Below are 26,258 nucleotides of genomic sequence, written 5' to 3'. Positions count from 1 at the left end.
GATGAATCTGGCCTTCCCCTACGGCTTCGACGTCACCGGATATACGGCGCAAACCGATGCGCTGCATCACATCGCCGAGATGATCGAGCAGATCCTGTTCACCTCGCCCGGCGAACGGGTCAATCGCCCGACCTTCGGCAGCGGCACCGCGCAATTGGTCTTCGCGCCGAACAGCGACGTGCTGGCGGCGGCGCAGCAGAACGTGATTCAGGCCAGCCTGCAGATGTGGTTGTCGGACTTGATCCGCGTGCAGTCGGTGACGGTTGCCGCGGAGGACGCCACGCTGCGCATCACGGTGGTCTATGTGGTGCTGCAGACCCAGCAACAACAGTCGCAGCAGTGGATTTATGGCGGCGCGGGTGCGGGAGTGGCGCCATGATCTATTTCTGCGCACAGAAGAAACGCCGGGATCAGGTGCTGCGCAGCGCCACGCTCAACGGCATCGATTATCTGGAAGTGATCGGGCCGCACACCGGCTGTGGCAAACAACTTGCCGTCACCTTTCTCAAGGATGCGCGCGCGCTCGCGCTGAGTCTGGACAACGTGCAGATCGTGGGCGACACCGCATTGCACGCGGTGACCATCGACGCGGCCACCGCGGACAACCCGAATCTGATCACCATCACCTTGAACGACAATGGGGACTTCTCCGACTACACCATGACGCTGGTCGCCGGGCTCGGCCTGGCCGACCCACTCGATGGTCTGGACCCGCCGCTTTCGAGCATCGCGTTTTCGTTCAAGGCCGCCTGCCCTTCACCCGCCGACTGCCGCACGGACACCTGCTGCCCTTCACCCCTGAAGCCGCCGCCGGACATCAACTACCTGGCCAAGGACTACACCGGCTTCCTGCAAGTGATGCGCGACCGCATGGCCGTGCTCGCGCCTGGCTGGACAGAGACGCACGCGGCGGACCTCGGCGTGGCCATGACCGAAGCGCTGGCCTACGCGGCGGATCACCTGAGCTACCAGCAGGACGCCGTCAGCACCGAGGCTTACCTGGGCACGGCGCGCAGCCGCATTTCGCTGCGCCGGCATGCGCGGCTGGTCGACTACCGCATCGGCGAAGGCTGCAACGCGCGTGCCTGGGTCTACCTCGAAGCACTCAAAGATCATGTGCTGGTGCCAATGCACACGGCGTTCTATGTCCGCACCTTCAGCCTGCCGGCCGTGGTCGACCCGAACGATCCCCGCGCGCGCGAACTGCGCAACAGCACGCAACCGGTGTTCGAGAGCATGCAGGATGCCCAGCTGTTTACCGAGCAGAACAGCATGGCGTTCTACACCTGGGGCGACGCCGACTGCTGTCTGCCTGCCGGCGCCACCCAGGCCACCCTGTCCCAGAACCTCACCACACTGCAGGTAGGCAGCGTGCTGATGTTCGAGGAGGTGACCGGCCCCCTTACCGGCAATCCGGCCGACGCCGATCCTAACCATCGCTGGGCGGTACGACTGACGGCGGTGAGCTGGCTCGACTATCGCGGGCAGCCACTGATCGACCCGCTGAATGGATGGCCGATCACACGCATCGCCTGGTCCACCGACGACGCCCTGCCTTTTCCACTCTGCCTCTCTTCCAGCGTGGCCGGCTCCTCCGGCTCGACATCGGTGCCGCAGGTCAGCCTTGCGCGCGGCAATTTGGTTCCGGTCGACCATGGCATCTGGTACGACGACGAGGTGCTTGGCACAGTTCCGCCGTTGTCGCCCCAGGCAGACATGCATGCGGGCTGCGATTGCAGTACGCAGACCATCGCCATCGCTACCCAGCCGGCGTTCGCACGCTTCCATCCGGAACTGGGCAAGACACCACTGACCTTCGCCCGCGCATTTGACGCGCAGGCGGCGGCAAGCACGTTCGCCGTGGGCAGCGACGCTACGCCGGCCGCGCAGATTCGTCTGCGCAGCGATGATGGCCACGATTGGGATCCATCCGAGGACTTGCTGGCGACGCCGACCCTGGACCGGCTGTTCATTCCTGAGATCGAGTACGACGGCAACACCTTCCTCCGCTTCGGCGACGGTCAGTATGGCAAGGCACCCGACAGCGGCTTGCATTTCACCGCGAGCTACCGGGTCGGCAACGGCAGCGTCGGCAATGTGGGGCGCGACAGCATCACCCATCTGATCTTCAACCCGGCGCTGGTTCGCCTCGTGCGCAATCCGCTGGCTGCGGCCGGTGGCACCGATCCGGAAGGCATGGAGCACATACGGCAATACGCGCCGTTTGCGTTCCAGACGCAGCAGCGCTGCGTGACGGAAGACGACTACGGCGTGATGGCCGCGCAAGATCCCGCTGTGCGGCTCGCCCGCGGCACGCTGCGCTGGACCGGCAGTTGGTATACCGCCTTCGTGTCGGTGGAACCCGCGAAAGCCTTGGACAAAACGCTGATCCAGCGGACCACCGATCGCCTCAACCGACTGCGCATGCTCGGTACCGATCTGGCCGTCGAAGCGGCGGTGATGGTCGGCCTGAAGATCGAGCTGAACATCTGCGTCGACCCCGAACATTTCCGTGGCGATGTTTTCGCCGCGCTGATGCAGCGCTTCATCACCGGCGACCAGTGCGACGGCCAGCCGGGCCTGCTCAACGCATCGAACTTCACGTTCGGCCAGACCCTCTTCGCCAGCCCCCTGATCGCCGCCGCGCAAGCGGTCGAAGGCGTGCGCACGGCCACGCTCACCACCTTCACCCGCATGGACAACCCGTGGGTGGACGGCGTTGCGCAGGGATACATCCACCTCGGGCGACTCGAAATCGCCCGCTGCGACAACGACCCCAATCACCTGGATCGCGGCCTGTTCTCGCTGCGACTGGACGGTGGCAAATGAAAGCCTGCGAATCGCCCGAGGAGACGCTGTGCGGCTGTTGCACAGGCACGACCCAGGAAACGCCGGAGCGCATTTTCAATCGTCCGGCGCTGCCCGCGATCGCCTATCGCGCAGGACGCTACGCCACCTTCAACGCCAGCATGCAGGCATCGCTGACGTCATCGGATCGTTTGCCGCTGGCCTTGCTGCGCACGCGCGATCCGGCCGACTTCACCCTCGCGCTGATCGACAGCTGGTCGGTGGTGCTGGATATCCTCACCTTCTATCAGGAGCGCTTCGCCAACGAAGCCTTTCTGCGCACCGCGGTGGATCGGCGCTCGGTGTTCGAGTTGGCAAGATTGATCGGCTACGTGCCATCTCCCGGCGTCGCCGCATCGACGGTGCTGGCATTCACGCTGTCGGATGCGACCGGCTCGCCAGACAACGTGCGCATCACAGCGGGCACACGGGTACAAAGTGTGCCCGGACCGGGGCAGATGCCACAGGTGTTCGAGACCGCCACCGACATCACTGCGCGCATCGGCTACAACGCACTGCCGGCGCGCACCTCGCAGCCATGGAAACTGGCCGACGGCGGCAGCTATACGTGGATACAAGGCACGGCCAACAACATCAATGTCGGCGACGCCTTGCTGTTCGTTACGGCCAGCGACGGCCAGCCCGCCGAAAAGGGACCGGGCAACGTGCGCTACGTGACCCAGGTTGTCCTGGACGCCAAGGCGGGCACGACCATGATCCGCTGGGACGTTGCCTTGCCGGTCGGATTCAACGCGGACACGAGTGCGCAGATGTGCATGTATGTGTTTCGCAAGAAGGCTGCGCTGTATGGGGCGCAGGCGCCCAATCCGATGACTTTGCCAAACAAAGGGGGCGGCATTCCCGGCGCACCGAGTGGCAACGCGACCGATTGGAACTACGACCAATACGTAACAGGCTCCGGCCACGTCAATCTCGATCAATCCATCGCCGGTCTGGGGCCATCCGGAACATCGCAGCAATGGATCGTGCTCACCGGACTCGGCTACACCTCGTTCTTCCGCATTACGGCAGCGGCCGAGTCCAACCCCAACCTCTACACGCTGACCGCCAAGACGACTCAACTGACGCTGGCGCCGGGACAGATCCTAACCGGCAATACGCATCTGGGCCTGGACGATGTCCTCAAAGACTTCACCAAAGAGACGCGTGACATCACGGCCTACGTGCAAAGCACGCAGCTGCAACCGGCCGGTCTTCCGCTGACCCAGTGGGATGGCAGCTCCAACTTCACCTTGCAGGACGGCATGCTGGCACCGGTCGGCGGCGGCAGCATCGACGTGATGGGCGGACAACAGGTGGCCGTGGGCCAACCGATCGGCGTGTCCGGCAAGCGCGTTCGCCTGCAGGTGAAGCCCAGTGCGAATGCGACCTTCATACCGGCGCACTCGTCCAACGCGCTGAAAGTCGCGGACAACCAGATCTTCCTGGTGAACGCGTTTCCACCCGGCAAGGACAGTGCCAGCGGTTCGCCGGCTTGGAGCGTCGACTCGCTCAGCGGCATCACGGGCACCTTGCTGCTCAAGGACAGCAGCGTGTTGCTGCTGCCCTCCGACAAAGGCGACGACACCGTCAGCGAAGCCAGCGCGGTCAGCACGACGGCTGTCAATGGCGACGTCACCACCCTGGGCCTGGGCGGCACGCTTTCGCGCCTGTACGACGCGGCCACGGTCAAGGTCAACGCCAACGCGGTGCAAGCGACGCACGGCGAAACGATGCAGGAGATTCTCGGCTCGGGCGACGCCAGCAACGACAGCCTGCAGTTCACGCTCAAGCAATCGCCACTGACCTACGTCTCGGCAACGACCGGCAACGGCACGCAATCGACGCTGCAAGTGTGGGTCAACAATCTGCAATGGCACGAAGCGCCGAACCTGCTGTCCTCCGGGCCGGCCGACCGGGCGTTTGTCAGTCGCGCCAATGCCAGCGGCCAAACCATCGTGCAGTTCGGCAACGGCATCGACGGCGCGCGTCCGCCGACCGGGCAGATGAACATCCGGGCGATTTACCGCAAGGGCATCGGCAGTGCCGGCATGGTCGCCGCTGGCCAACTCTCGCAGCCGCTGGATCGCCCGCAAGGGCTCACCGCGGTAACCAATCCCAGCGCCGCCTCGGGTGGCGCCGACCCGGCCAGCGCAGACGACGCGCGCATCAGGGCGCCGCTGCCCACCTTGACCTTGGATCGCGTGGTGTCGCTGGAGGACTACCAGAACTTCGCGCTCAACTTCGGCGGTATCGCCAAGGCGGTCGCTACCTGGGTTCGCTTTGGCGGCACGCGCGGTGTGTTCTTGACGGTGGCCGGTGCCGATGGCGCCACCTTTGCGCCGACGGACCCGGTGGTGACGCATTTGATCGACGCGTTGCGCGCGCATGGCAACCCGTTCATTCCACTGCAGGTCGCCTCCTACGTGCCGGTGCTGTTCGAACTGTCGGCCAGCATCGCCATCGACCAAGACAACTATGACGCCACCCAGGTGCTCGCCGCTGTGTGGCAAAACCTCAGCAACGCCTTCGCCTTCGCGCAGCGGCAGATCGGCCAGAGCGTGGCCGCGGCAGAGGTGATCGAAATCATCCAGCAGACCCCGGGCGTGGTGGCCGTGCGCCTGCAGGTGCTGGCTCCCAGCGGCAGCTCCGCCACCTCGGTGCCGACGCAACTGTGTGCAGCCAGTGCCATGCCGCCGCTGGGCGCGCAGATGCTGCTGCTTGATCCGGCCAGCCGCAACAGCATCGGAGTGTGGTCATGAGCCTGGATGCGGCAAGCCTGTTTGCCCTGCTTCCCGCGGTCTATCGCACCCGCGACGCGGCCAGCGGCGGTGCGCTGCAGGCGCTGTTCGAGGTGCTCGCCGCGCAATCGGGGATCGTCGAAGACAACATCCAGCAGCTTTACGACGACCAGTTCATCGAGACCTGCGCGCCCTGGGTGATTCCCTACATCGGCGACCTGATCGGCTATCACTCGATCTACCAGACCAACATCGGCACGGATAGCCGCGCGGAAATCGCCAACACCATCGGCTACCGGCGGCGCAAAGGCACACCGGTGGCCTTGCAGCAGGTGGTGACGGATGTGTCCGGCCGACCGGCGGTGATCGTCGAGGAATTCAAGCGGCTGATCACCACTGAGAGCATGCGACACCCGCGGCTTCGCCATGCGGCGACGCTGGATCTGCGCAGCAGCAAAGTGGTGGACTGGCTCAACGACACCGCATTCGACCACAGCAACCGCACCATCGACGTACGCCGCATCGCCCCACGCATCCGCACCGTCACCACACCGGACACCACGCCGCTGAACGTCGCGTTGCATGGGCCGGGGCGATTCAACATTCCCGACGTTGCCGTGCACCTGTGGCGTTGGCGTGACTTCCAGGTCACGCAATCACCCGCCAGCGTGGTCGACCCCTACCGCTATCGATTCAACCCGATCGGCCTGGATATTCCGCTGTTCCTGAAACGGGAGACCGCCACGGAGCCCTTCCAGCGCATGAACACGCGCATGGATGTGACGCGGCCGATCCACCGCCGTGAATTCGCGCGCCACCCGGAAGCGTTCTACGGCCCCAGCCTGATGTTGTTCGCGGACGATGTCGCGGTCGATGTGTCGCAGATATGCGTGGTCAACCTGGACGATCGGCCCGGTGGCCAGTGGTGCAAGGTACCGGCCGGCAAGATCGCCATCGATCCCGAACTCGGCCGCATCCAGTTCGCGGCCGACCTGACCCCTCCCCAGTCTTTGCGGGTGAGTTATCACCATGGGTTCCCGGCCGACATCGGCGGTGGCGGCTACGACCGTTCCGCCAGCCTGGCGGACGATGCGCCGACCCGTAATCCCGCGCAGGCGGACTTCTTCGCGCTAGTGGGCACGCCCGCTTATCCCGACTTGGAAACCGCGGTCGCCCAATGGAATCTGCAAGCGCCCGGCGCCACCGGGCTGATCGTGCTGCCCGGCTTCGAGCGCTATGCGATCGCGCTCGAAGGCAGCCAAGCCATCACACTGGCACCGGGCTCGCGTCTGGCGCTGGTTGCCGGTACGCCGCAAACCGGCGGGGCAGCCTTCGACGTCGTGTGGAGTGACGCGTGCGTCACCCTGGTGGGCAACCTGCAAGTCACTGGCCTGCCGCCCGCACCGGCATCGGCCGATCCGCCCCCTCCCGGCCAATTGTTGCTCAGCGGCCTGCTGCTCGATGGGCAGCTGACGATCGATGGCAGCGCTGTCGCGGTGCAGTTGGCCGACTGCACCCTGGTGCCGGGATTCGGTGTGGCGCATCCCGGTCTGGCGCCGTGCGAGCCGAATATCGTGGTGCGCAACGAAGCCAGCCTGTGCATGGTCCGCTGCATCTGCGGTCCGCTGGCCGTCAGCGCCGCCGGCAGCGTACGCATCACCAGCAGCATCGTCGATGCCACCTCGCCCTGCTGCGTGGCCTATGCGGGCGTCGACGAGTGGTCTGCCGGCGCCGACCTGCATGTCGAGGACAGCACCATCGTCGGAAAGCTGCGTACGCGTACCCTGCTGCTGGCCTCGAACACGTTGTTCTTTGCACGCCGCGGCGCGCACGACCCATGGCCGGCAGCGCTCTGGTGCAGCCGCACGCAGGTCGGCTGTGTGCGCTTCTGCTCGCTGCCGGGCGACGCCATCACACCGCGACGCTATGAGTGCCTGCCGCCCACGCCGGAACAGGCCGCCGCCTTCGAGCCGCGCTTCGTCGCCTTGCGCTACGGCCACCCCTCGTACGCGCTGCTCAGTGGCGACGTGCCGCTCGCGGTATGGCGCGGCGCCGACAACGGCTCGCAAATCGGCGCCTATTTGCAGATCGAGGAAACCGAGGCGGTGAGCAACGCGCAGATACGCACGCCGGAATACCTGCCGGTGGCGCTGGAGAGCGGCGTGTTTCTGCATCCGTCCAGGCCACCGCCGCGACCGGTCTTGCCGCCGCTGGTCTATGGCATGCAGCGGCCAACGGCGGGCTGCTGCGGCGACGACGACGATGACGACGGATTGCAGGGCTTCCACGGTATCGGCGTGGATCTCCTTTAACGCGACCACTTTCTCCCACTCACAACACAACGATTCCACGAAAACAGGTGCAGGCCATGAAAGGTGATTTCAGTCGGATCCGCTTCGAGCCAGCCAAGCACTACACCGACGTGCTCTCGCAGCAGGGCCGCGTCGCATTGGATGCGGATGCCAACGAACAACGCTGGATCGACGACCATCGGCTGATGACCGAGACGATCGATGTCATCGGCCCGTTTGGGGCGCCGATGCACGACCCGGGCTTTGCGATCAAAGTCGTCGGCGGCTCGATGCTCATCGGCCCAGGCCGTTACTACGTCGGTGGCCTGTTGTGCGACAACGCCAAGCCGCTGGAGTACGACGAACAGCCTTATCTGATCCCGTCCACCGCATCGGACACCAGCCACCTTCTGCTCGACGAACTGCTCAAGAGTTCGCCGGGCACCTGCCTGCGCGTGTATCTGGAAGTCTGGCAGCGTCTGGTGACGGCGCTGGACGATCCCTGCCTGGGCGAACCGGCCCTGGGCCAGGCCGACACGACGGCGCGCACGCAGACGGTCTGGCGCGTCGTTGCGCAACTGGCCACCGCCGATACCAACGCGGTACAGCCCTACTCGTACACCACATCGCTAGGCAAAGAGCCCAGCTGCTGCCCGGCGATGTATCGCGCCTCCGAACTGTCGCACACCGGCCTGCTCAGCGCGCAGACGGCCGACGGCGGGGGCGACTGTGGCTGCCAGCCTATTCCCGCCGCCGGCTACGTCGGCTTGGAGAACCAGCTCTATCGCGTCGAGATCCACCAGTCGGGCGATATCGATACCGCCACCTTCAAATGGTCGCGCGAGAACGCGTCGGTCGTCGTGGCGATTCTTTCCATGTCGGGCAGCAAGGTGACGGTCAGCAGTCTCGGCATGGACGCGAACCTCGGCTTTCGCGAAGACCAGTGGGTCGAGATCAGCGACGACACGAATCTCTTCGGCGAAACGCCCAACCAGCCGGGAGCGCTGTACCAGATCCAGCATGTCGACCAAGCCACGGCGACGCTGACCATGACCACCACGGTGAATCCCGTCGACCTCACGCGCAACCCGCGACTGCGGCGCTGGGAACAGACGGATACCACGGCAACGGCCAGCGGCGTGGCGCTTTCGGAAGACTGGCTGTCGCTGGAGAACGGCATCCAGGTGTGCTTTGCCAAAGGGCACTACGTATCCGGCGATGCCTGGACCATTCCGGCGCGCAGTGCCACGGGGCAGATCGACTGGCCGCCCTGCGGCGGCGACGGCAATCCTTACCAGCCGGCACATCACGCCAAGATCCATCGCGCACCGCTGGCCTGCATCCATCTCAACAGCGAGGAATACGACGCCAACGGCGCGCTGCGTAAAGGCAGCTCGATCAAGCACGCCTACATGAAGCAGTACGGCAAGTTTCAGGTCGAGGATTGCCGCCGGCTGTTTCCTTCCCTGACCGATCTCGGCGGCCTCGTCAGCGCCAAGGCCCTGCACATCACCGGCATCAACTGGGACAACGACGATGTGATGACGGCAGACCAGCTGATGAAGCAAGGGCTGGCGGTCACCTTCGATCACCCGCCCACGGGCCCGGTGACCCCGGCGAACTTCACCGTACTGGTGGAAGCCCCCTATTACTACGGCTACAGCAAGAGCGCCTATCACGGCACGGTAGTCGAGCAGGCGCCGGCCGCCGACAGCAAGAACAACACCGTCGACACCGAACAGATCCACCTGTACGCCTTGATGAAAAGCTATGCGACCCCCAAGCGCGTCGCTGTGGCACGCGAAGAAGTGATCGTCGAAGCGGCCATCACGACGGCAGGCAACACCCTGACCTGGAAACTCGACGAAGTCCCCTATCTGCTGAAATATCTGCTCGACAGCGGCAGCACGCTTGGGCTGCGTGTCCGCGTCAAACTCAGCGGCCGGATGCTGTACGCCTCGCCGCTGGGCGGCGGGCAGATCTATCTCGACGGCCAGGCCTTCGGGGTCACGGCGGACAGCTCGCAGGGCAATGCCACGCCGCGCATCGATCTGCGCTTTCCGACCGGCAACCAGGACAAGGCCAGCGATTTCGAAAGCTGGTTCATGCTCTACCCCGAGCTGCTCATCACCAACGTCGAGCTGGCCTATACCGAGCTCGACGTGACCCCGAGCGGCGCCGGAGTCACGGTCACCGCCCACGGTGGCGGAGTGTCCGTGAAGCAACAAGCGACCATCACGTTGAACTACCACGCGGTGGAGGCGACCACGATCAACCTGAGCCTTGGCGGTGACCCCAGCGTCGCCACCGTCGCATCGAGCGTGCCGGTGAATATCGGCGACAACAGCGTGACGGTGCCCATCCAGATCGTTGGTCTTCCCGCGTCAGGTCAATCCACGGTCATCACGCTCACCGCATCGATCACCAACGCGCTTGGCCAGGCCTCCAGCCAACAAGCGACGTTTACCGTTTACCCGCAACAGCCACCGCCGGGTTGAAGGAGGCCGTATGCGAGCCGTCTGGTCGTTCTGGAGCAAACCGTTCTTCGCGCACAAAGGAAGGATCTGGCGCGAACCCCGGCATCACCTGCTGGCCTGGGGCCTTTCGCTGCGGCTGGCACGCAGGCATTACCCCGAAACCATGTTGGTCACCGACAAGGCAGGCAAAGCCTTGCTGGTCGATCGCCTCGGGCTGGATTTCGATGAAGTATCTATCGAGCTGGAAGCACTGCGCGATGCCGACCTTGGCTGGTGGGCGCTGGGCAAGCTGTATGCCTACAGCATGCAGGATCGCCCCTTCATCCACCTCGACACCGATGTCTTCCTGTGGAAGCCCTTGCCCGCCTCCGTGGCCTCTGCACCGGTCTTTGCCCAGTGTCCCGAAGACCACCCACTGAATGACTGGTGCGGCCCGCAAGACATCGAGGCGGCATTTGCGAAACATCGACTGCCACTGCCGCAAGAGTGGGAGTGGATGCGCTCGCAACCCAGCACCGGCTTTCGCGAAGAGAACTGCGGCATCCTCGGCGGCCATCACGTCGACTTTATCCGCTACTACGCCCAGCTCGGCATGGACCTTGCGGTGAATCCCGCCTTTGCGCAGGCCTGGGCGGAGCTGCCGAACAAGTCCGGCTACAACATGATGATCGAGCAATTCCTGCTCTCCGCCTGCCTGGACTATCACCGGGCGCACCCGGAGTCGCCCTACCAGGGCATTCGCATCAAGCATCTGTTTCCGAGCTTCGGCGACGCCTTCAATCCGCGGCTGACGGCACAGGCCGGCTATACGCATTTGTTGGGTAATGCCAAGAGCCATGCGGGAGTGATGCAACGCCTAGAGCAGCGGATGCAGCAGGAGGATCGGAGTTTCTATAACCGCTGCCTTCGGATGGAGATCTAGCCCTCGCCGCACGGAAACACCATGTCGACCACGGCCATCCATGTGCAGAAATCCGCGCCTGCGGCACCGACAAGGGGGCGCAGTACGACATCGCTGCGCCCGCCTTCGCCCGAGCAGCATCGGGCAACGCTGCCCTGGAGCTTGCAGCGCAAGGCGACGGTGAGTTCGCCTGGCGATTCTTTTGAAACCGAAGCGGACGCCATCGCCGACAAGGTCATGAACATGGCACTGCCTGGCCCGATCGGAGCCGCGCCCGTCGCTGTCCAGCGCAAATGCAAGAAGTGCGAGGATGAAGACGAACCGCCGGTTCAAACAAAACCGTCAAGTTCGCGGCAAGAAGATGCCGCGCTTGATCCGGGCCTTGCAGTGCATGCGGCCAAACAAGGCGGAAAACCGCTGCCCGAAAGTCTTCGCGCTTACTTCGAGCCCCGCTTTGGCTATGACTTCAGCCGGGTACGCATACATGCCGATGGCGCGTCGGCGGATGCCGCGCGTGCGGTGCAGGCGCGCGCTTATACGGTCGGTAGCGACATTGTGTTTGGATCGGGCGCATTTGCCCCGTCGACCGGACAGGGTATGCACCTGTTGGCGCATGAGCTCGTGCATGTCGTTCAACAATCGGGCGCGGCGATGCATCAAGCACCGTCCATCCAGCGCAGTGCGATGGCAACGGAGAGCCCAGTTGCCGATCCCCCGGTCGAAGAATCCCATGCCGCCGGAAGCGGTGGTACCGCCCCGCCCCCCGCGGCGCACGCCGGACCCTCCCCGATTCCGCGTCCGGAGACTTGTCCGCCGCCAGCGGATCTCAGCTGCGCGCCTGGAACCACATCGCCAGGCGCTGTAACCCACCGCTTCGGCTTTCCCCAGGATCAAGCGCTGCTCACACCCATGCAAAGGGCCGAGATCGACGCCGCCGCGGCGGCCTGGCATAGCGCCGGCGCAGGCGTCACCGTGCGGATCGATGGCTACGCCAGCGCCGAAGGCGCGTGCGATTACAACTGGTACTTGTCGTGCCGGCGCGCCATGGCGGTGGCCAATGAACTGGAGCATCCGGGCGATGGTTCCACCGGCGTTCCGTCCGCGAACGTCGAGACCTTCGCCCATGGCGAAACCGACGAATGGGACCATGCGCTCGCGCCGAATCGACTGACCACCATCAGCATGCCGGTGCCGCCCCCACCACCCGCGCCAACCTGTCCGCCATGTACGTATCCGCTGTTGCTCGGCACCGGCCGCACGGGCTGCGGCCACGGTAGTGACTTTACACACTTCGACTTTCCACACATCTCATTCGCCTCCGAAGCCAAGCTCGCGGCGTGGGCGACGCTACAGAATTTGCCGTCGATCATCCCCAACCCGGACCGCACCCTGGTGCCGAATGTTCAGTGCGAACTCGAGATGGCCGGCGTACTGAGCACACTGGCTGGCGGTGCCGGTCTTGCCGCCTACCACCGGTTTGCGGCCGGCACTGGCGGCACCGAAACGCTGGGGCCAGGAACCACACTGGGAAGCCTGGCGCTGGTATCGCCGGAGTTCACCAGGACCGTCGCGGCGGTCAGGCGCGACATCGAATCGAAGCTCGCCGCCCAGGCAGCGAGTGGCTGTCTCGCCCCTTGCGCGTTCTCGCCAGTGATCCCGCCAGCGACGCATTTCGGCATGGCAGGCCGCTTTTCACCCGGCCCGTTGAAAACCGTTATCGGCGGCACGCACGGCGAAAAGCTCTTCTGCAACGGGTTCACCGGCAACCTTGCCGCGCGCACCTACACGATCGATCTGCGTTTCCTTATCTGCGACAACTTTGGCGTCGATGAAGCCGACCTCTATGCGCCTGGTCTGTTTGGCTTCTGGGTGCTGCAGCACGAACGCAGCCCAACCCTATATGCACCTTTTATCAACGAGCTGGATCTGCCCGTCACATTGAGCGGAACGTTTTGAGCCAGTGAACCTCGAACGCGCAAAGGAGATACGCCATGGCCATCGCACAGATGCAGATGCAGAGATCCGCCAAGGCGGTACCGCCACACGCACACGATGCCGCGAGCAAAAGGCCACCTCCGATGCATGCTTATGTCCCAGCCGAGTCACTGGGAATCCAACGGAAATCGACGGTCAGCTCACCCGGCGATCCGTACGAACTCGAGGCCGATGCCACCGCGGATCGGGTGATGCGCATGGCGCTACCCACTGCCGTCGGTTCGGCACCACTCGCGATCCAGCGCAAATGCGCGCAATGCGAAGAAGAGGAAGACCACGCCATCCAGGCCAAGCACGCCAGCCACGCGTCAGCCGAAACATCGCTGGATGCGCGAGCGGCGATCGACGCGGCCAGGCAGGCCGGCGCGCCACTTCCGGCGCACCTGCGCTCGTTCTTTGAGCCTCGTTTCGGCTACGACTTCAGTCGCGTCCGCGTGCATACGGATGCTGGAGCGGCGGCCGGCGCACGTGCCGTGCAGGCGCGCGCATTCACCGCTGGGCACGACATCGTATTCAATGCCGGCGAGTACGTTCCCGACACCCATGCCGGCCTCCACCTGCTGGCGCATGAACTGACCCACGTCGTTCAGCAGTCCACGAATCGCACATCTGCGGCACCCGCCGTGATGCGCAAGGACGACAAGACCTGCAGCATCCGCCAGCCGCTCTACGGCTGGGACAACATCAGAAACATTTCCAGGGAGCGCCTGCGTGCCGCCGGCTTCGTGTTCTGCGGGCCCGACAGGGACTTCGGCGACCCCGACCTTTGGGAAAAATGGGTGCACCCGACCAAGGGGGTTCTGCACTTCCAGGTGAAGTGGAAGGAAGATCCGCCGCCCCAGGATCCCCCGGCCGACGATCGCCAAAAGCGATGCGCAGATCCATGCATGGATAAGTCGGACGATGAGGACTCCTGCAAGCAATGCTGCGAAGACACGATTCCCGCCGATGACGCCGCGTGCCGCAGAACGTGCAACGTCGCTTGTTCGACCAAACTCTAGGCTGCTGGCGAATCACCGGCCGGCGCGGGAGGCTTCTTTCAATTGTTCACATCGCACGAAACCGTTCTGATGGGGAGAAAAGAATGCCGGGACAGGAGAAGCCATAGCGATGGGAACGCAGACCTCGACGCCGCCTACCCACGCTCCTGCTGCGACCAGGCAAGGATCGATGTCATCGGCTCGTGCCGTGGAGCGTCCGTCGCCATCGCGGCATGAGCCCCCGTCACCCGAAGGAACCGCTACACCAGCGTCCTGTTCGAGCATCCCGGTACTGGCCCCCGGCGAAGGGGCGGCGGACGCTCCCCCTGATCGCAATCGTTCCGCACGGCGAGCACCCGGAATGACGACGTTGCGCGCCGCATACGCCATAGACGCATCCACGGCGTCCATGCCCATGCCGGATAGCGTCCGCGAGACCTTGTCCAGCCCTGGACGTCCACTCGACCACGCCACGCGCCTGTCCATGCAGTCGCATTTCTTCCATCAGTTCGGCGCACTCAGGCGCGCGACTACCGCGCAGATTCAGACCTTGCCGAACCGGGTTTACCTGAGCATGCCGGGAGATGCGGTCGAGAACGAGGCGGAAGCTCTATCGCTAGGCGCAGGCAATCGAGCCACGCACGCCACGCTAGATTCGCCGGATGCCGGACCCGATTTCGGAGGCATCCGTTTGCATACCGACGCATTGGCTGCGCGTTCGGCACACGCCCTTGGTACGCACGCTTATGCATTCGGCCAACATGTCGTGATCGACGGCAGCCGCTATGCACCTGGTACGTCGAGCGGTGCGCGCCTGCTCGCCCACGAGCTTGCACACACTTTGCAAACCGCCCCCGCTGGGGCGTTGATGCTGATGCGCGATAAGCCAACGGGGCCGCAACCGACCACAAGCAACGCGCCTCAAGGCAGCGTTTCGATGAGCGTGTCCATGGATGGCCTGCGCTTTGAATTTCCCGGTTCCGTCTTTCAACAGGGATCGTCTCGCCAACAAATCATGGCGATGATCTTGCGCCGACTCGTAGGCGAGCAATACAAAGCCGGCCTGGAAGACAAAGTGCTCGCGGCGCTGGACAAGACCACCGCTGTCTTCAAAGGCGCTCTTTCAAGGGACAGCAAGGTAAAGAGTGGCGATGCCATGGGTGTGGCGACCGTCGACCTGGGCGCCACGGTTACCCTTGTCAAGACCATTGTCGATCTCCAGATGCGACATACCCTCACCAGTGCGCAGGTCGATCTGCTCTACAACGGCTTCGCCGCCCACGCAGCCTGGGATCAACTCCACGATGAATTCCCCAGCTGGTACACCGAATGGATATTCAAGCGTGAAATGGCGCAGCACGGTGAACTTCTCGCCGACTGGAGGGCCGCCTGGCAGAACAAGCCGGGAGCGGATGGTGTGCTGGCCATCAACAAGATCGAAGGCGTTCTGCTAACCGGCGCGATGCTGGTCGATACCATTCGAGAAGACGTGGCGCTCGCCAACGAAACGCTCAAGCCGACCAACGACATCGTCGAAAAAAGAAATCGCGAGAGTGCGGCTGCCGCTTACGCCATCATGTTCAATCTCACGTTATCGACGACGCCGATCACGAAGATACCCGTGGATGTCGATGAGGCCATGGCGGCGAATTTTCTTCGGTACATCCACTCACAGGAAAAGCTGGCAGCCCAAGCGAGCGCCGACGGACCCGATGGGCATGACGCGCGCACCAAGCTGCTTGGCCGCTTCGGGCGCTTCTGGGTCCGCGGACAGTCGAGCGGTACGGACGAAAAGATTCTCAGAGAACCCGCACGCGCAAATACCCCGCCATGGAAAGCCGAGCTGAGCAGTACACCACCCGCCGCGCCACCGCTGTACGAGGCGGCATTGGAAACCGATCATGCCTTCACCATGCAACTTCAGTGGACGCACTTCACGGATGCCATGGTTCGCTACAGCTATCTGTGGGACTTCATCCGCGTGCCGGATTCGATGCTCGGCGATCCGGCCGCCGATCCGCTGCAGGCGGCCGGCGAGAAGCCCAGTTTCGGCAAGGTCCTGAACACGCGGCTGGCGCGGGCCAGACGCTACAACGCCGCCGATCTGGACCGCATTCATCAGCGTCTTGGAGGGACGCCATTTGGTCAGGCGGCGGAAGATCTCGTGCAGGCCAATGCCGCGTTGCGCTACGTCGGTACGATCATCCACACGCTACTCGACAAGATAACCGAGCCAAGCTACGTCACTCGCTATGTCTTCCCTGGCGCCGGCATGTACATCGTGCGTTGCCGCGCACTTCCCGTCCTCGACGGCGAGGAGGAAACGGTACGCCTGCCCAGCATCGCCTTCGTACCGATCGTTGCGCGCGATGCGGACGAAATGGCAGTCGGTCAAGTCAAGGATGCGACACGCACCCAGTTTCAGGCACGATTGCGCATGGCGGAGATCCAGTCGCTGCTCGCCTCTCCGTTCCCACCCGAGAACGCGACGGCGCTGCGCGAAGAGCTGCAGGATCTGCAAGCGATGCTGCTCGATCCCAAAGAGGCCCTGGAGCACCGCAAAGAAGCCCTCGACAAGCAAATTTCCTTACTCCAGAGCCGGCTCGATCTACGCAAACGCATCGCCGCGATCATGGATCAGCCCGAAGCGCAACGAGACGCCGCTGCGCTGGCCAAACTGCAAAGCGACCTGATGGCGGCGGGCGGCGAAAGTGGCAATGCCTGGGATGAGGAGCGCACGCTGAGCTCACTCACCGCACAGCGTGATTCAGCGCAAGACATGCTCACGATGCATGCCGAGCGCACGAAGGACGAACGCGGGATTCGCTTCGCGCCCCTCGTCACCTTTGTCTCCGACCTGGGACAAAGCTTGCAGCTGTCCATTGAGATGTTTGACCGTGGCGAAGGCGATGGGGTCTATCAGGTTTTCATGTCCGACCTGACCACCCCTGACAGCGGCAAGATGCTCGGCACGGCGCCGATGACGGGAAAGAATCCACGCGTCGATGCCATCAAGGACGGACTGAAGCGATTGCTGGAAGAAAGCAGCGATTACGGTCGCGGCCGGGTCGCGGTGCAGATCGACGGACAGGTCCATCTCGTTTCCATCCAGGCCGGCACCGGACGCATGCTCACCGAAGCGGCGGAAAGCGCGGCCATGGTGGCATCACTGGCCGCCATCGTGGCTGCACCGATCACGGACGGCGCAAGTCTGTTCCTGCTGCTGCCGTTGGGCGCTGCGGGCGCCGTCACTTCCGCCTATCGTCTGTATCAACGCTACGACGAAAACCGGTTGCGCCTGGACTTTGCCGCCGTGATGGACGTGGTGAACATCGTCGGCGGCGTACTCGGCCTGGCCCAGGTAGCGACACCGTTGCGCGCCGTACGCCTGGGCAAAGTGTTGATGGTGATGGGGATCGGCGTCGACGGCGCCGGCATCATGATGATGGGCGCCGGTGTGATGGTGCAGCTCGATGCATTGAGTTCGCTTCCCGAACATGAGCGCGCCGCGCGCATGCTGGAAATTCTCGGTCAGGCGATGCTGCAGATCGGCATTCAGGCCGGTGGCGCGGTGATGCATGCCCGGTACCAGTCGCACCGCGGTGCGACGGGGGGCCATGAAATCGAACCTGGCAGCACCCAGCATGACGAACCCGGCTTTCATTCGCCGCCCCCTGACGAACTGGCCAAATCATCCACGCAGACGACGAATCCAGCCGATCGCAGCATGACCGGAAGCGGTGGCTCCGCTTCGGATGGCAAGCCCCCCAGTTCACCGCCGCCTGGGACCACCACGACAAGCGCAACGCCAAAAGGGCGAGGATCGCCCGAGCATCTATTCGACCGTCTGGAGAAAGGTGTCGATCGCTCGTTGCCGCCGCCGCTACCTGCCGAAGCCATCAAGAATCCGCCTAAGGCTGGTGAATTCCAACGTGGATTGACGACGGCAGATGCCGCGTACGCCGCGTATAACAAGGCGCTCGCCGTTTCGGGTGGGCGGGAGGTGGCGATTTATCACAACCCCGAAACGGGTGAATATCGAATCATGATGGGCAGCGAAACCGGCGTGCGCGCGCCGGAACCCTTCGGCTGGAACGCATTGCTGCATTACCACCCGAATGAAGGAAATGTGCTGAATTTCCGACTTCCCGCACCACAGGACTTCGCGGGCTTGATGATGCGTTACTTGTCCGGAGGTGTCGCGGTACGTGAATTCGTCGAGTTCAATATTCCGGGCGTCGGTCGTGGGCGTACCGAATATGGCATGGAGCCGGGCAATCCCGAGCCGTTCTATGTGCGCATCAATCAAGCCGACGGCACTAGTCGCACCGTGCGTTTCGCCAACGACGGGCATTACTCCGCCTACTGGGGCGAAAGAACTATCGCGGTACCGGAAGGTTCACCGGTTTACGACGCGATGATCCGCGACATCCAGGACTATATTCGCTCCATCCGCGGCTCGGAGCCGCAGCGTTTCGGCCCGGATGAGAAGACGTCTTCCGGTAGCACGACGGAAACCAAGCCCCCCACGGAGACAACGACCGGCCCCGCCGATAAGACCATGGCGAAAAAGACCACCGGGACAAGCGCGGACCCGCTGCAGTCCGGCGTTGGCGATCTCACCGACCGTGGCGTGGCATTCCTTCGACGCAAGTTCAGAACGGTGCGCAACAGCGAGGGTAAATCCGTGGAGCTTGCCACGCTTACCGACGCTCAGATCAAGGAGCAGTACGCAAATCAGGCCCATTGGGTCGAGGCCGTTGTGCTGGCTGAAGTACGTGGCTCGTGGCTCGGCCGTGAGACCACCACCGACTTCGTCATGTCCGACCCGAAACAGACCTTGGATGACGTCGCCAAGAAATTGGGCGATGCCGCCATGGCGGGTAAGACCGGGCATTCGTTGAATACGGCCATTCTTGGGTGGAGCGTGATGGACTTTGTGGGCGAAATGCTGCGGCAGGCCGACCCTACGCTCACCCCCGCCTACAACGCCTGCGAGAACAGCACGAATCCGAACGTAAAGCGGCAGTGGAAGGAGTTCAAAACGTCAGCGGCAGCCGGCGATATGTCCGGCTTCTTTCTCGGAAGGGTGGGCAGCAAACGTCCCGACGTCGTCGAAGTCATGCTCAGCCAGAACGAGATTCATATTACCGACGCAACGCTGGCGTACGAGAATCTCATCCATAACTTCAAGAGCGCTTTCTACAAGACCGTGATAGAACGTCTCATCAATGTGGGGACGGTAACCTCCACGGATTATCGCGCACCACTCAAACAGACACCGATTGGGCCCTAGCCAGGATCCCTCACTGTTCAAATCGCACGAAACCGTTCCGGCACGATCGCGTGCTTCTGCATCAGCGCAAAGAACGCCCGCCGGTTCTTCTTGGCCGCCGAGGCCGCGCGGGTGATGTTGCCGGCGTTTTCGGTCAGCAGGCGCTCGATGTAACTGCGCTCGAACGCATCCACGGTGCGTGCCTTCGCAACACGAAACGATTCGATGCCAGTGTCGCTTGCGTCGTTGCGCGGAAGCTCAAGGTAGTCGGTGCCAATGACCGGCCCCTGGCAAAACAGCACGGCGCGCTCGATCACGTTGTGCAGCTCGCGCACATTGCCGGGCCAGTCATAGCCCGTCAGTTTGCGCAGGGCCTGCGAGGTCAGGCTGAGCACCGGCCGGCGGGATGTCCGGCAGCACTGTTCGGTGAAGTGTATGGCGAGTGCCGGGATGTCTTCGCGGCGATCACGCAACGCGGGCAACGGCATGTTGAGCACGTTGAGCCTGAAATAGAGATCGCGCCGGAACGCGCCGCGCTCGGTCAGGCCGGCCAGGTCATGATTGCTGGCGGCAATCACCCTGACGTCCGCATGGCATATGCCTGCCCCGCCGATCGGCCGGTATTCCTTTTCCTGCAGGAAGCGCAGCAGTTTGGTCTGCGCACCCAGCGGCAGCGAATCGATTTCGTCCAGGAACAGCGTGCCACCCTCGGCTTCACGTACCAGTCCGCTGCGCGCGGCATGCGCGGAGGTAAACGCGCCGCGCATGCAGCCAAATAATTCACTCTCCACCAGTTCAGTGGGGATGGCCCCACAGTTGACGGCGACCAGCGGGCGCGAGGAGCGAGGCGACATGTAATGGATCGCTCGCGCAAAGACTTCCTTGCCTGTCCCCGTTTCGCCCAGGATCAGCACGCTTGCGTCGCAGCCAGCGATGACCGGTAGCGATGCGAGTTGCTTCATGAAGCTGGGATGAGAGCCCACCAGATCATGGGCACGTGCAATCTTGACGGTCGCCGCCGCGTCAAGGCGGTGCCGCGGCAGCAAACCCGCCGCACGCTGCAGGCGCGTATGCAACTCTCTTGGGGCATAGGGGACGGAAACAAAATCAAAGGCGCCAGCCGTGAGCAGCGTGCCGATCTGATCCATCTCCAAGCCGTCACAAATCACAATGACGCCGCAGGCAAGGGACCTGCCACGCAGGCTCGCCACCTGCGCGATGGCGGCCTCGAGAGTCGCCGACTGCACGGGCATCAGCAACAGATCGCAGCCCTCTTGCTGGGCCAGTGTGGGCTGCCACAGCAGCCTCATCCGATCCAACGCCTCGCTCCGCAATGCATCGTAGTCTCGACGATCCGACGAACAGGGATCACCGACTGACACAAAACCGCAACTCACCATATCCATGGATTGCGCCTTGACGAAAACCCAATCAACTTCGGGCAACGCTTTGACAGTCCAGCTGCACAGATTCGATGCCGTGAATTGGGCGGACTCGACCGTGGCATCCGAGGTTAGACAGCACGATCAAGAAGATCGAGTGACCCCCCAACGTGCACGAGCCCGCATCGGCATGCATCGCAAGTCCGCAAGCCTCGCATGCCGCGCGCTATTTCGTTGTGAAGGCGCCCGCTTTATAGCAGGCGGCTGGCGTCCGATGCTTACACGACGCTTACAGGGGGCGTGCCGGGAACGGCATGGCCGGGCAGCGGGTCATCGCGCCCAGGAATGACCCGCCTCTGTAGGAGCCCGCCCTATGGGCGACAAACGGCAGGACGGCTGGTTTGTCGCCCACAGGGTGGGCTCCTACTCCACCGTCCCGACCCAAAAATACCCTCCATTACCTGCCGCCTGGCGATATCGATTGGCCTGAGGCTGGCAATGGGAAAATCGATCTTCAGCCACACATCTCACACGCTGATTTCACAGGGCGTCGGTAATTATTTTCGGCCGCCCTGTAATGCGCCACGTCCGCCATCGTTATTGAACGCGTGGCGAGGTCGGTCTCTCACCCAAACTAAGGAGAAAGTGACAATGGCTATGAATGTACCGACAAACGCCAACGGTCCTGACAAATTTCCGTCTGGAAACTGGACGTATGGTCCGTTGAAGATAAATTGGGACATCAAGGACTTGGATGCTGTCGATGTCGATGTGTCAGTCTTTGGATTTGATATTGACAAGCTCTCCGGCACTCTCAAGGCCGGCGATGCGGAACTCGAAGAAGGCCTGGACATCGCGGGCTTGGCGAATGGCGACATTAAGCTTCAGGCAAAATGGGACCAGACGCCTGCCGATAATGGCTTGTGGATTTACGGAGAGATACAGGCGGGGCCATGGAAGTCAGGCGATATGAAGCACCGCTTGGTTGCCTGGTAATAAAACGGCCTGGACTCAAGTTGCAAACGCAACACTCCGCTTGAGGCGGAGTGTTGCGATCCGCGAAATTCACATGCTCAGCATCCAAGCTGCGTCGCAGCAATGGCACCTGGGTTATCGTGTGCGCTCTCGTTTGCAGGGTTGGACGTTTAAGTGATTGAGCTCGTAGGTTTTGATGGCGACGACACGCTGTGGCATAGCGAGGGTTATTACCAGGAGGCGCACGCCGAGTTCGAGCAGATCGTCGGCCGCTATGTCGACCTGGGCAATCTGCGGCTGCACGACCGCTTGCTGGCGACGGAGCGGCGCAATATCAAACTGTTCGGCTATGGCGCCAAGGGCATGACGTTGTCGTTGCTGGAGGCGGCGATCGAGATCACCGGTTCGCGTATCAGCGCCGCCGATCTGCATCGCATCATCGGTATCGGCAAGCGGGTGCTGTCCCATCCGGTGGTGCTGTTGGCGGGCATTCGCGAAGCGATCGAGGCGGTGGCCGCCCATCGCAAGATCGTGTTGATCACCAAGGGCGACCTGTTTCACCAGGAACAGAAAGTGGCCAGCTGCGGGCTGGCGGATCTGTTCCATCGCATTGAAATCGTGTCGGAGAAGGACGAGCGCGCTTATCGCCGCGTATTGGGCGAGTTTGGCGTTGGGGCCGATCGGTTTGCCATGATCGGCAATTCGCTGCGCTCGGATATCGCGCCGGTGGTGGAACTGGGCGGCTGGGGCGTGTACATGCCCTATCACGTGACCTGGGCGCATGAGGCGGATACGGATTTCGCAGCGACATCCCCACGCGTGGTGCAGGTACAGGGTGCCGGCGGTATCGCGGCCGCGATCGACGAACTGGGCCTTCGCGCTGCAGCCTGAGAGCCTGTTCAATATCTCTGCATGCCCCGTTGCAGGAGCCCACTCTGTGGGCGACCGCCTTCGCGACAGAGCCTCATCAATGATGTGGTGCATCAATGGGGCCCTCTCGGGCTGTGCAAACCGGCAGACCTGCCGGTTTGTCGCGCGCAGAGCCTGCCCCGGACTCGATCCGGGGGTGCGCTCCTACAAATGCTTTGTACGGCGCGTCAAGCTCAAAGAGCGTCCAGGGGTGCACCCGGGACGCAGGGCCGCTCCCCCCCCTGTAAATCGAGCAGCCAGTCGCTGCCGCCCTAGCCCTCCCTAGCTGAACGACCGACTCGCGGAGTCACTGCTTTTGTTGCAGAGTAGGGGATGCTCTGAACCAGTCTAAGCAGCTGTCCGAGTCGAATCTATGATTGCGACACCGCAAGGTCCGTCCACCCCACTCCCCGTTCCGCCCAAGGAACAGGGATCTTCCGGCGGCGCCTTTGAAGAGGTGTGTCGCACCTACGAAACCTATTTGACCAAGGCCACCAAGGCGCGAGCCGAACTGCTCCGGCATTACCAGCCCAAGGCGTTGCATGCCTGGCGCGTCAACCTGCGCCGCATCACCGCCACGCTGGACCGTGTCGCGCATGCGCTGCAGGGCGAGGAGCCACTGGCGCTGTTTGAGCAGTTAAGAGCCTTTCGCAATGCCACCGGCGTAGCTCGTGACATCGACATTCTTCTGGATGAAACCTTGCCCGCCTTCATGGCGGAGGATCATCAAGGCGCTGTGTTCGATCCCGCGTTGCTTCAAGCACTGGAAGCCCGCCGCGCGCAGTTACATCAAGAGGCCATCGATGGCCTGAAGAAGGCCCGGCTGACCTCCTCCATGCACCATTTCCATGCCTGGAGCGAGGCGCATCTTGCCGTGTCGGATGAACAGCTCCGCCATGTGGCGGCCGAGCTCATCGAGTCGCGCTTTCATCAACTGCACAAGCGTGCCGTGCGGATGGGCGACGGGCGCCGCCACCTGCACCGCCTGCGCACGACGACCAAAAAAATGCGCTACATCATGGAATTGTTTCAGCCGTTGTTCCCGCGACATGCCGCCCGTCACTGGCTGGATCAGCTGGCCGATCTACAGACGCACCTGGGCGAAGCGCATGACCGCATCACTGCCCGCGTGCTTTGCCGCGAGCTGTTGCCAGAGTCGAGGAAGCACGCCGGCATCAAGGCCTTCCGTCGCTGGGCGAAGCAGACGGCGGCAACGTCATCGACCAAGGCCGAGGCGTCATTGGAGCAGCTCCGGCAGCTTGGTCATTACTGGCGGCTCTAGACGAATAGGTGCGCTATCGCGACCTGGCCGCTTATGCAGCGGGCATTCCGGACACCGGCCCATGCGGCGCGCTTCGGGCTTGCGTCTCTTCCAGCGTCAGACGATCGGGTACATGAGCAAGCAACACGCGTCACCGTAGGAGCGCACCCTGTGCGCTCCTACCGATGCTCACATCGACGCCTCGACATACACAGGGCCCGATGACCCACGCCGTGTGTGGTACTGCACAAATCAGGGAACTCATGACTTTTCGGGGCGGCGCCGGTACGCGATGAGCCTCTAAGCTCGGCCGTCATTCGACGTCGGCGCTGCGCAAGCTGGGTAGCCCCACACAAGTGGCGGCCGACGCGGAGATGTTGTCATGGGTCAAGGTGCCGGGCGATTCCGATGGCCCCTGTGGCACGGCGCCACTAACACCCGCCGGTCAGTTCAGCCCGGACCTGGCGATTCATTTGATCAACAGTAACTGATGCATGCCCCCTCCCCCACTGAGCATCGAGACCACGCCATGAAGGCACCCCATCTCACACTAGCTTCCCGGTTGTTCGCGGCTGCATCGCTTGTCCTGACCAGCGCAGGCGCGGTCGCGTCGACGGCATTCGACAACACCAGCCCAAACACCTTTGTCGATTTCGGCACGCCGACATCGCAAGCCATGGCTTACTCACCCTTCGCTGGCGCCATCTCCACGTATGGCGAGGGTGGCGGGTCGATCGTCAACAACGCCAAGCAAGGTTCGAATCTCGGCAGCCTTGGCCTTGGGCTGTATCGCATTCCGTTGCAGTGGAACGGCGGCAACATCATCTCCGGTGCGGGAGGCGGGCCAACCAATGTCTCCGGCGACAACTGGATCAACGCGATCAAGGGCTTCGGCGGCGAGCCGATGATCGTGGTGGCCGGCACCAGCAACAACAACTTCACGCCGGATGATGCAGCCGCCCTGGTGCAGCATTTCAATCCAAGCAATCGTGTCACGTACTGGGTGATCGGCAATGAGCCCAACAACGGCGGCATGAGCATGAGCAGCTACTGCACGCTATTCAACGCGACCGTGGACCGCATGAAGGCCATCGATCCGACCATCAAGGTCGTTGGCCCAGCCTGGTCGTCTTATAGCCAGGGTGATTTGCAGACGTTCCTCAATTGCGCAGGCAGCAAGGTCGATGTGGTCGACTACCACCATTACGCGATGGGCGGGTCCTATCTGGACAACGCAACCGCACTGTCGAAGACGCCGGATTGGGAGAATGAGGTCACTCAGATCCGCCAGATGATCAATGCCACGGTGCCTGACCGCGCGTCCTCGATCGACATCCAGGTGGGTGAGTACAACTGGTCCTGGCGCTCGGGCGACGGCTATCCCGGATGGAACGGCGACGATCGTTTCTATCAAGGCGTGGCCACCGTGTGGGCGGCGTCTGTTGCCGGCCACATCATGCGCGCGGGCGGTCGTGGCCATCAGTATTCCGATCAGAACGGCGCACTCGGCATCACATTCGAGAAGCTGAGCGATGCCACGCATTTCGGCCAGCAGATCGATGATCCCATGCCGATCTACCACGGGCTGCGTATGTTCAGCGGTGGCTCGCTGTTCCGTGCGTTCGGCAGCACGTCGGTGCAGGCATCGACGACGTTGACCAACGTCGAGGTCTTCGCCTCCACGAATGGCCAAAACGTGGTGATGATCAATAAGGATCCCAGCGCCATCCAGACCGCGGTGATGCAGACGACAGCGCTCGCCGCCACATCCGTCGATGTGTGGCAGACCAACAATAACGCACCGTTCCAGGCGCCTGTCCTGCAGGCGACATTGGCCGTCAACGGCAATATCACCTACACGCTGCCGCCCTATTCGGTAACGACCTTCGTGTTCCATTGAGACAGGCCCCGCCCGTCCCCTTTCGCGGTTTCTTGCTTTGATGTTGGGGTATCGCGACCTGGTCGCTTATGCAGCGGGCATTCCGGAATGCCTGTCGCAGGTGAGCCAGAGCGCGCAGACGCGACAACCGAGCGACAAGGCACTGGACCCCGGCCTCCGCCGGGGTGACGAAGTAGGAGTGTTATCGCGAGCACCCGCCCCTTGTAAGTTTGCTTTACCCCCGCCAGACCGTTGCCCCTCGGATCACGAGATCGTAGGTGAGCCTGGGTCGGCGGGGACTTTTCCTCACAACCCGAACAGTTGCCTGGGCTTCAAGCCCGTTTC

At 63.0% G+C, this 26,258-nt stretch carries 14 protein-coding genes; 13 read left to right on the top strand and 1 reads right to left on the bottom strand.

Annotation, left to right across the window (positions count from 1 at the left end):
* Nucleotide 1: 1 nt before the first annotated feature.
* The 9 genes from OUZ45_RS04875 to OUZ45_RS04835 all read left to right on the top strand — a co-directional run bounded on the left by OUZ45_RS04875 (nt 2) and on the right by OUZ45_RS04835 (nt 19,528).
* Nucleotides 2-379, top strand: a complete 378-nt coding sequence (locus tag OUZ45_RS04875) for a GPW/gp25 family protein (protein WP_266168809.1) — start codon at nt 2-4, stop codon at nt 377-379.
* Entirely contained in the window at nt 376-2,829 is a 2,454-nt protein-coding gene (locus OUZ45_RS04870; RefSeq protein ID WP_266168808.1) for a baseplate J/gp47 family protein, read from the top strand. Before OUZ45_RS04875 ends, OUZ45_RS04870 begins: the two co-directional genes overlap by 4 nt.
* Nucleotides 2,826-5,609 (top strand): putative baseplate assembly protein, encoded by a 2,784-nt coding sequence (locus OUZ45_RS04865; protein WP_266168807.1) that lies wholly within the window; start codon nt 2,826-2,828, stop codon nt 5,607-5,609. Before OUZ45_RS04870 ends, OUZ45_RS04865 begins: the two co-directional genes overlap by 4 nt.
* Nucleotides 5,606-7,900, top strand: a complete 2,295-nt coding sequence (locus OUZ45_RS04860) for a hypothetical protein (RefSeq protein WP_266168806.1) — start codon at nt 5,606-5,608, stop codon at nt 7,898-7,900. Before OUZ45_RS04865 ends, OUZ45_RS04860 begins: the two co-directional genes overlap by 4 nt.
* Before the next feature lie 56 nt (nt 7,901-7,956).
* Nucleotides 7,957-10,377, top strand: coding sequence for a DUF6519 domain-containing protein (locus OUZ45_RS04855; protein ID WP_266168805.1), 2,421 nt, complete (start codon nt 7,957-7,959; stop codon nt 10,375-10,377).
* A 10-nt stretch (nt 10,378-10,387) separates the two neighbouring features.
* The gene (locus OUZ45_RS04850) at nt 10,388-11,278 is read left to right on the top strand and encodes a DUF6734 family protein (RefSeq protein ID WP_266168804.1); all 891 of its coding nucleotides are present in this window, start codon (nt 10,388-10,390) and stop codon (nt 11,276-11,278) included.
* A gap of 21 nt (nt 11,279-11,299) precedes the next feature.
* Nucleotides 11,300-13,213 carry an eCIS core domain-containing protein gene (locus OUZ45_RS04845; RefSeq protein ID WP_266168803.1) on the top strand — a complete coding sequence of 638 codons (1,914 nt, stop codon included), beginning with the start codon at nt 11,300-11,302 and terminating at the stop codon, nt 13,211-13,213.
* Nucleotides 13,214-13,335: 122 nt separating this feature from the next.
* A complete protein-coding gene (locus OUZ45_RS04840; RefSeq protein WP_266168802.1) occupies nt 13,336-14,253 on the top strand; it encodes an eCIS core domain-containing protein in 918 nt (305 codons plus the stop codon).
* Between the two features lie 394 nt (nt 14,254-14,647).
* A complete protein-coding gene (locus OUZ45_RS04835; RefSeq protein ID WP_266168801.1) occupies nt 14,648-19,528 on the top strand; it encodes an eCIS core domain-containing protein in 4,881 nt (1,626 codons plus the stop codon).
* Between the two features lie 17 nt (nt 19,529-19,545).
* Here OUZ45_RS04835 and OUZ45_RS04830 read toward each other — a convergent pair whose 3' ends face one another.
* The gene (locus OUZ45_RS04830; protein ID WP_266168800.1) at nt 19,546-20,817 is read right to left on the bottom strand and encodes a sigma-54 interaction domain-containing protein; all 1,272 of its coding nucleotides are present in this window, start codon (nt 20,815-20,817) and stop codon (nt 19,546-19,548) included.
* A gap of 723 nt (nt 20,818-21,540) precedes the next feature.
* Between OUZ45_RS04830 and OUZ45_RS04825 the strand changes: the two genes are divergently transcribed.
* The 4 genes from OUZ45_RS04825 to OUZ45_RS04810 all read left to right on the top strand — a co-directional run bounded on the left by OUZ45_RS04825 (nt 21,541) and on the right by OUZ45_RS04810 (nt 25,934).
* Entirely contained in the window at nt 21,541-21,885 is a 345-nt protein-coding gene (locus OUZ45_RS04825) for a hypothetical protein (RefSeq protein ID WP_266168799.1), read from the top strand.
* Between the two features lie 153 nt (nt 21,886-22,038).
* The gene (locus OUZ45_RS04820) at nt 22,039-22,755 is read left to right on the top strand and encodes an HAD family hydrolase (RefSeq protein WP_266168798.1); all 717 of its coding nucleotides are present in this window, start codon (nt 22,039-22,041) and stop codon (nt 22,753-22,755) included.
* A gap of 391 nt (nt 22,756-23,146) precedes the next feature.
* A complete protein-coding gene (locus OUZ45_RS04815) occupies nt 23,147-24,055 on the top strand; it encodes a CHAD domain-containing protein (protein WP_266168797.1) in 909 nt (302 codons plus the stop codon).
* 508 nt (nt 24,056-24,563) lie between these two features.
* Nucleotides 24,564-25,934, top strand: a complete 1,371-nt coding sequence (locus OUZ45_RS04810; RefSeq protein ID WP_266168796.1) for a GH39 family glycosyl hydrolase — start codon at nt 24,564-24,566, stop codon at nt 25,932-25,934.
* The last annotated feature ends 324 nt before the right edge of the window (nt 25,935-26,258 follow it).

Source organism: Dyella subtropica (genome assembly GCF_026283965.1).
Lineage (GTDB): Bacteria > Pseudomonadota > Gammaproteobacteria > Xanthomonadales > Rhodanobacteraceae > Dyella_D > Dyella_D subtropica.
This window is presented reverse-complemented; position numbering and strand designations above follow the sequence as displayed.

Excerpts from the sequence above, each read along its gene's own strand:
- OUZ45_RS04830 (WP_266168800.1), bottom strand. The coding sequence starts at position 20,817 with ATGAGGCTGCTGTGGCAGCCCACACTGGCCCAGCAAGAGGGCTGCGAT.
- OUZ45_RS04825 (WP_266168799.1), top strand. The coding sequence starts at position 21,541 with ATGGCTATGAATGTACCGACAAACGCCAACGGTCCTGACAAATTTCCG.
- OUZ45_RS04835 (WP_266168801.1), top strand. The coding sequence starts at position 14,648 with ATGCCGGATAGCGTCCGCGAGACCTTGTCCAGCCCTGGACGTCCACTC.
- OUZ45_RS04840 (WP_266168802.1), top strand. The coding sequence starts at position 13,336 with ATGCATGCTTATGTCCCAGCCGAGTCACTGGGAATCCAACGGAAATCG.
- OUZ45_RS04870 (WP_266168808.1), top strand. The coding sequence starts at position 376 with ATGATCTATTTCTGCGCACAGAAGAAACGCCGGGATCAGGTGCTGCGC.
- OUZ45_RS04865 (WP_266168807.1), top strand. The coding sequence starts at position 2,826 with ATGAAAGCCTGCGAATCGCCCGAGGAGACGCTGTGCGGCTGTTGCACA.
- OUZ45_RS04875 (WP_266168809.1), top strand. The coding sequence starts at position 2 with ATGAATCTGGCCTTCCCCTACGGCTTCGACGTCACCGGATATACGGCG.
- OUZ45_RS04860 (WP_266168806.1), top strand. The coding sequence starts at position 5,606 with ATGAGCCTGGATGCGGCAAGCCTGTTTGCCCTGCTTCCCGCGGTCTAT.
- OUZ45_RS04855 (WP_266168805.1), top strand. The coding sequence starts at position 7,957 with ATGAAAGGTGATTTCAGTCGGATCCGCTTCGAGCCAGCCAAGCACTAC.
- OUZ45_RS04810 (WP_266168796.1), top strand. The coding sequence starts at position 24,564 with ATGAAGGCACCCCATCTCACACTAGCTTCCCGGTTGTTCGCGGCTGCA.
- OUZ45_RS04850 (WP_266168804.1), top strand. The coding sequence starts at position 10,388 with ATGCGAGCCGTCTGGTCGTTCTGGAGCAAACCGTTCTTCGCGCACAAA.
- OUZ45_RS04845 (WP_266168803.1), top strand. The coding sequence starts at position 11,300 with ATGTCGACCACGGCCATCCATGTGCAGAAATCCGCGCCTGCGGCACCG.
- OUZ45_RS04815 (WP_266168797.1), top strand. The coding sequence starts at position 23,147 with ATGATTGCGACACCGCAAGGTCCGTCCACCCCACTCCCCGTTCCGCCC.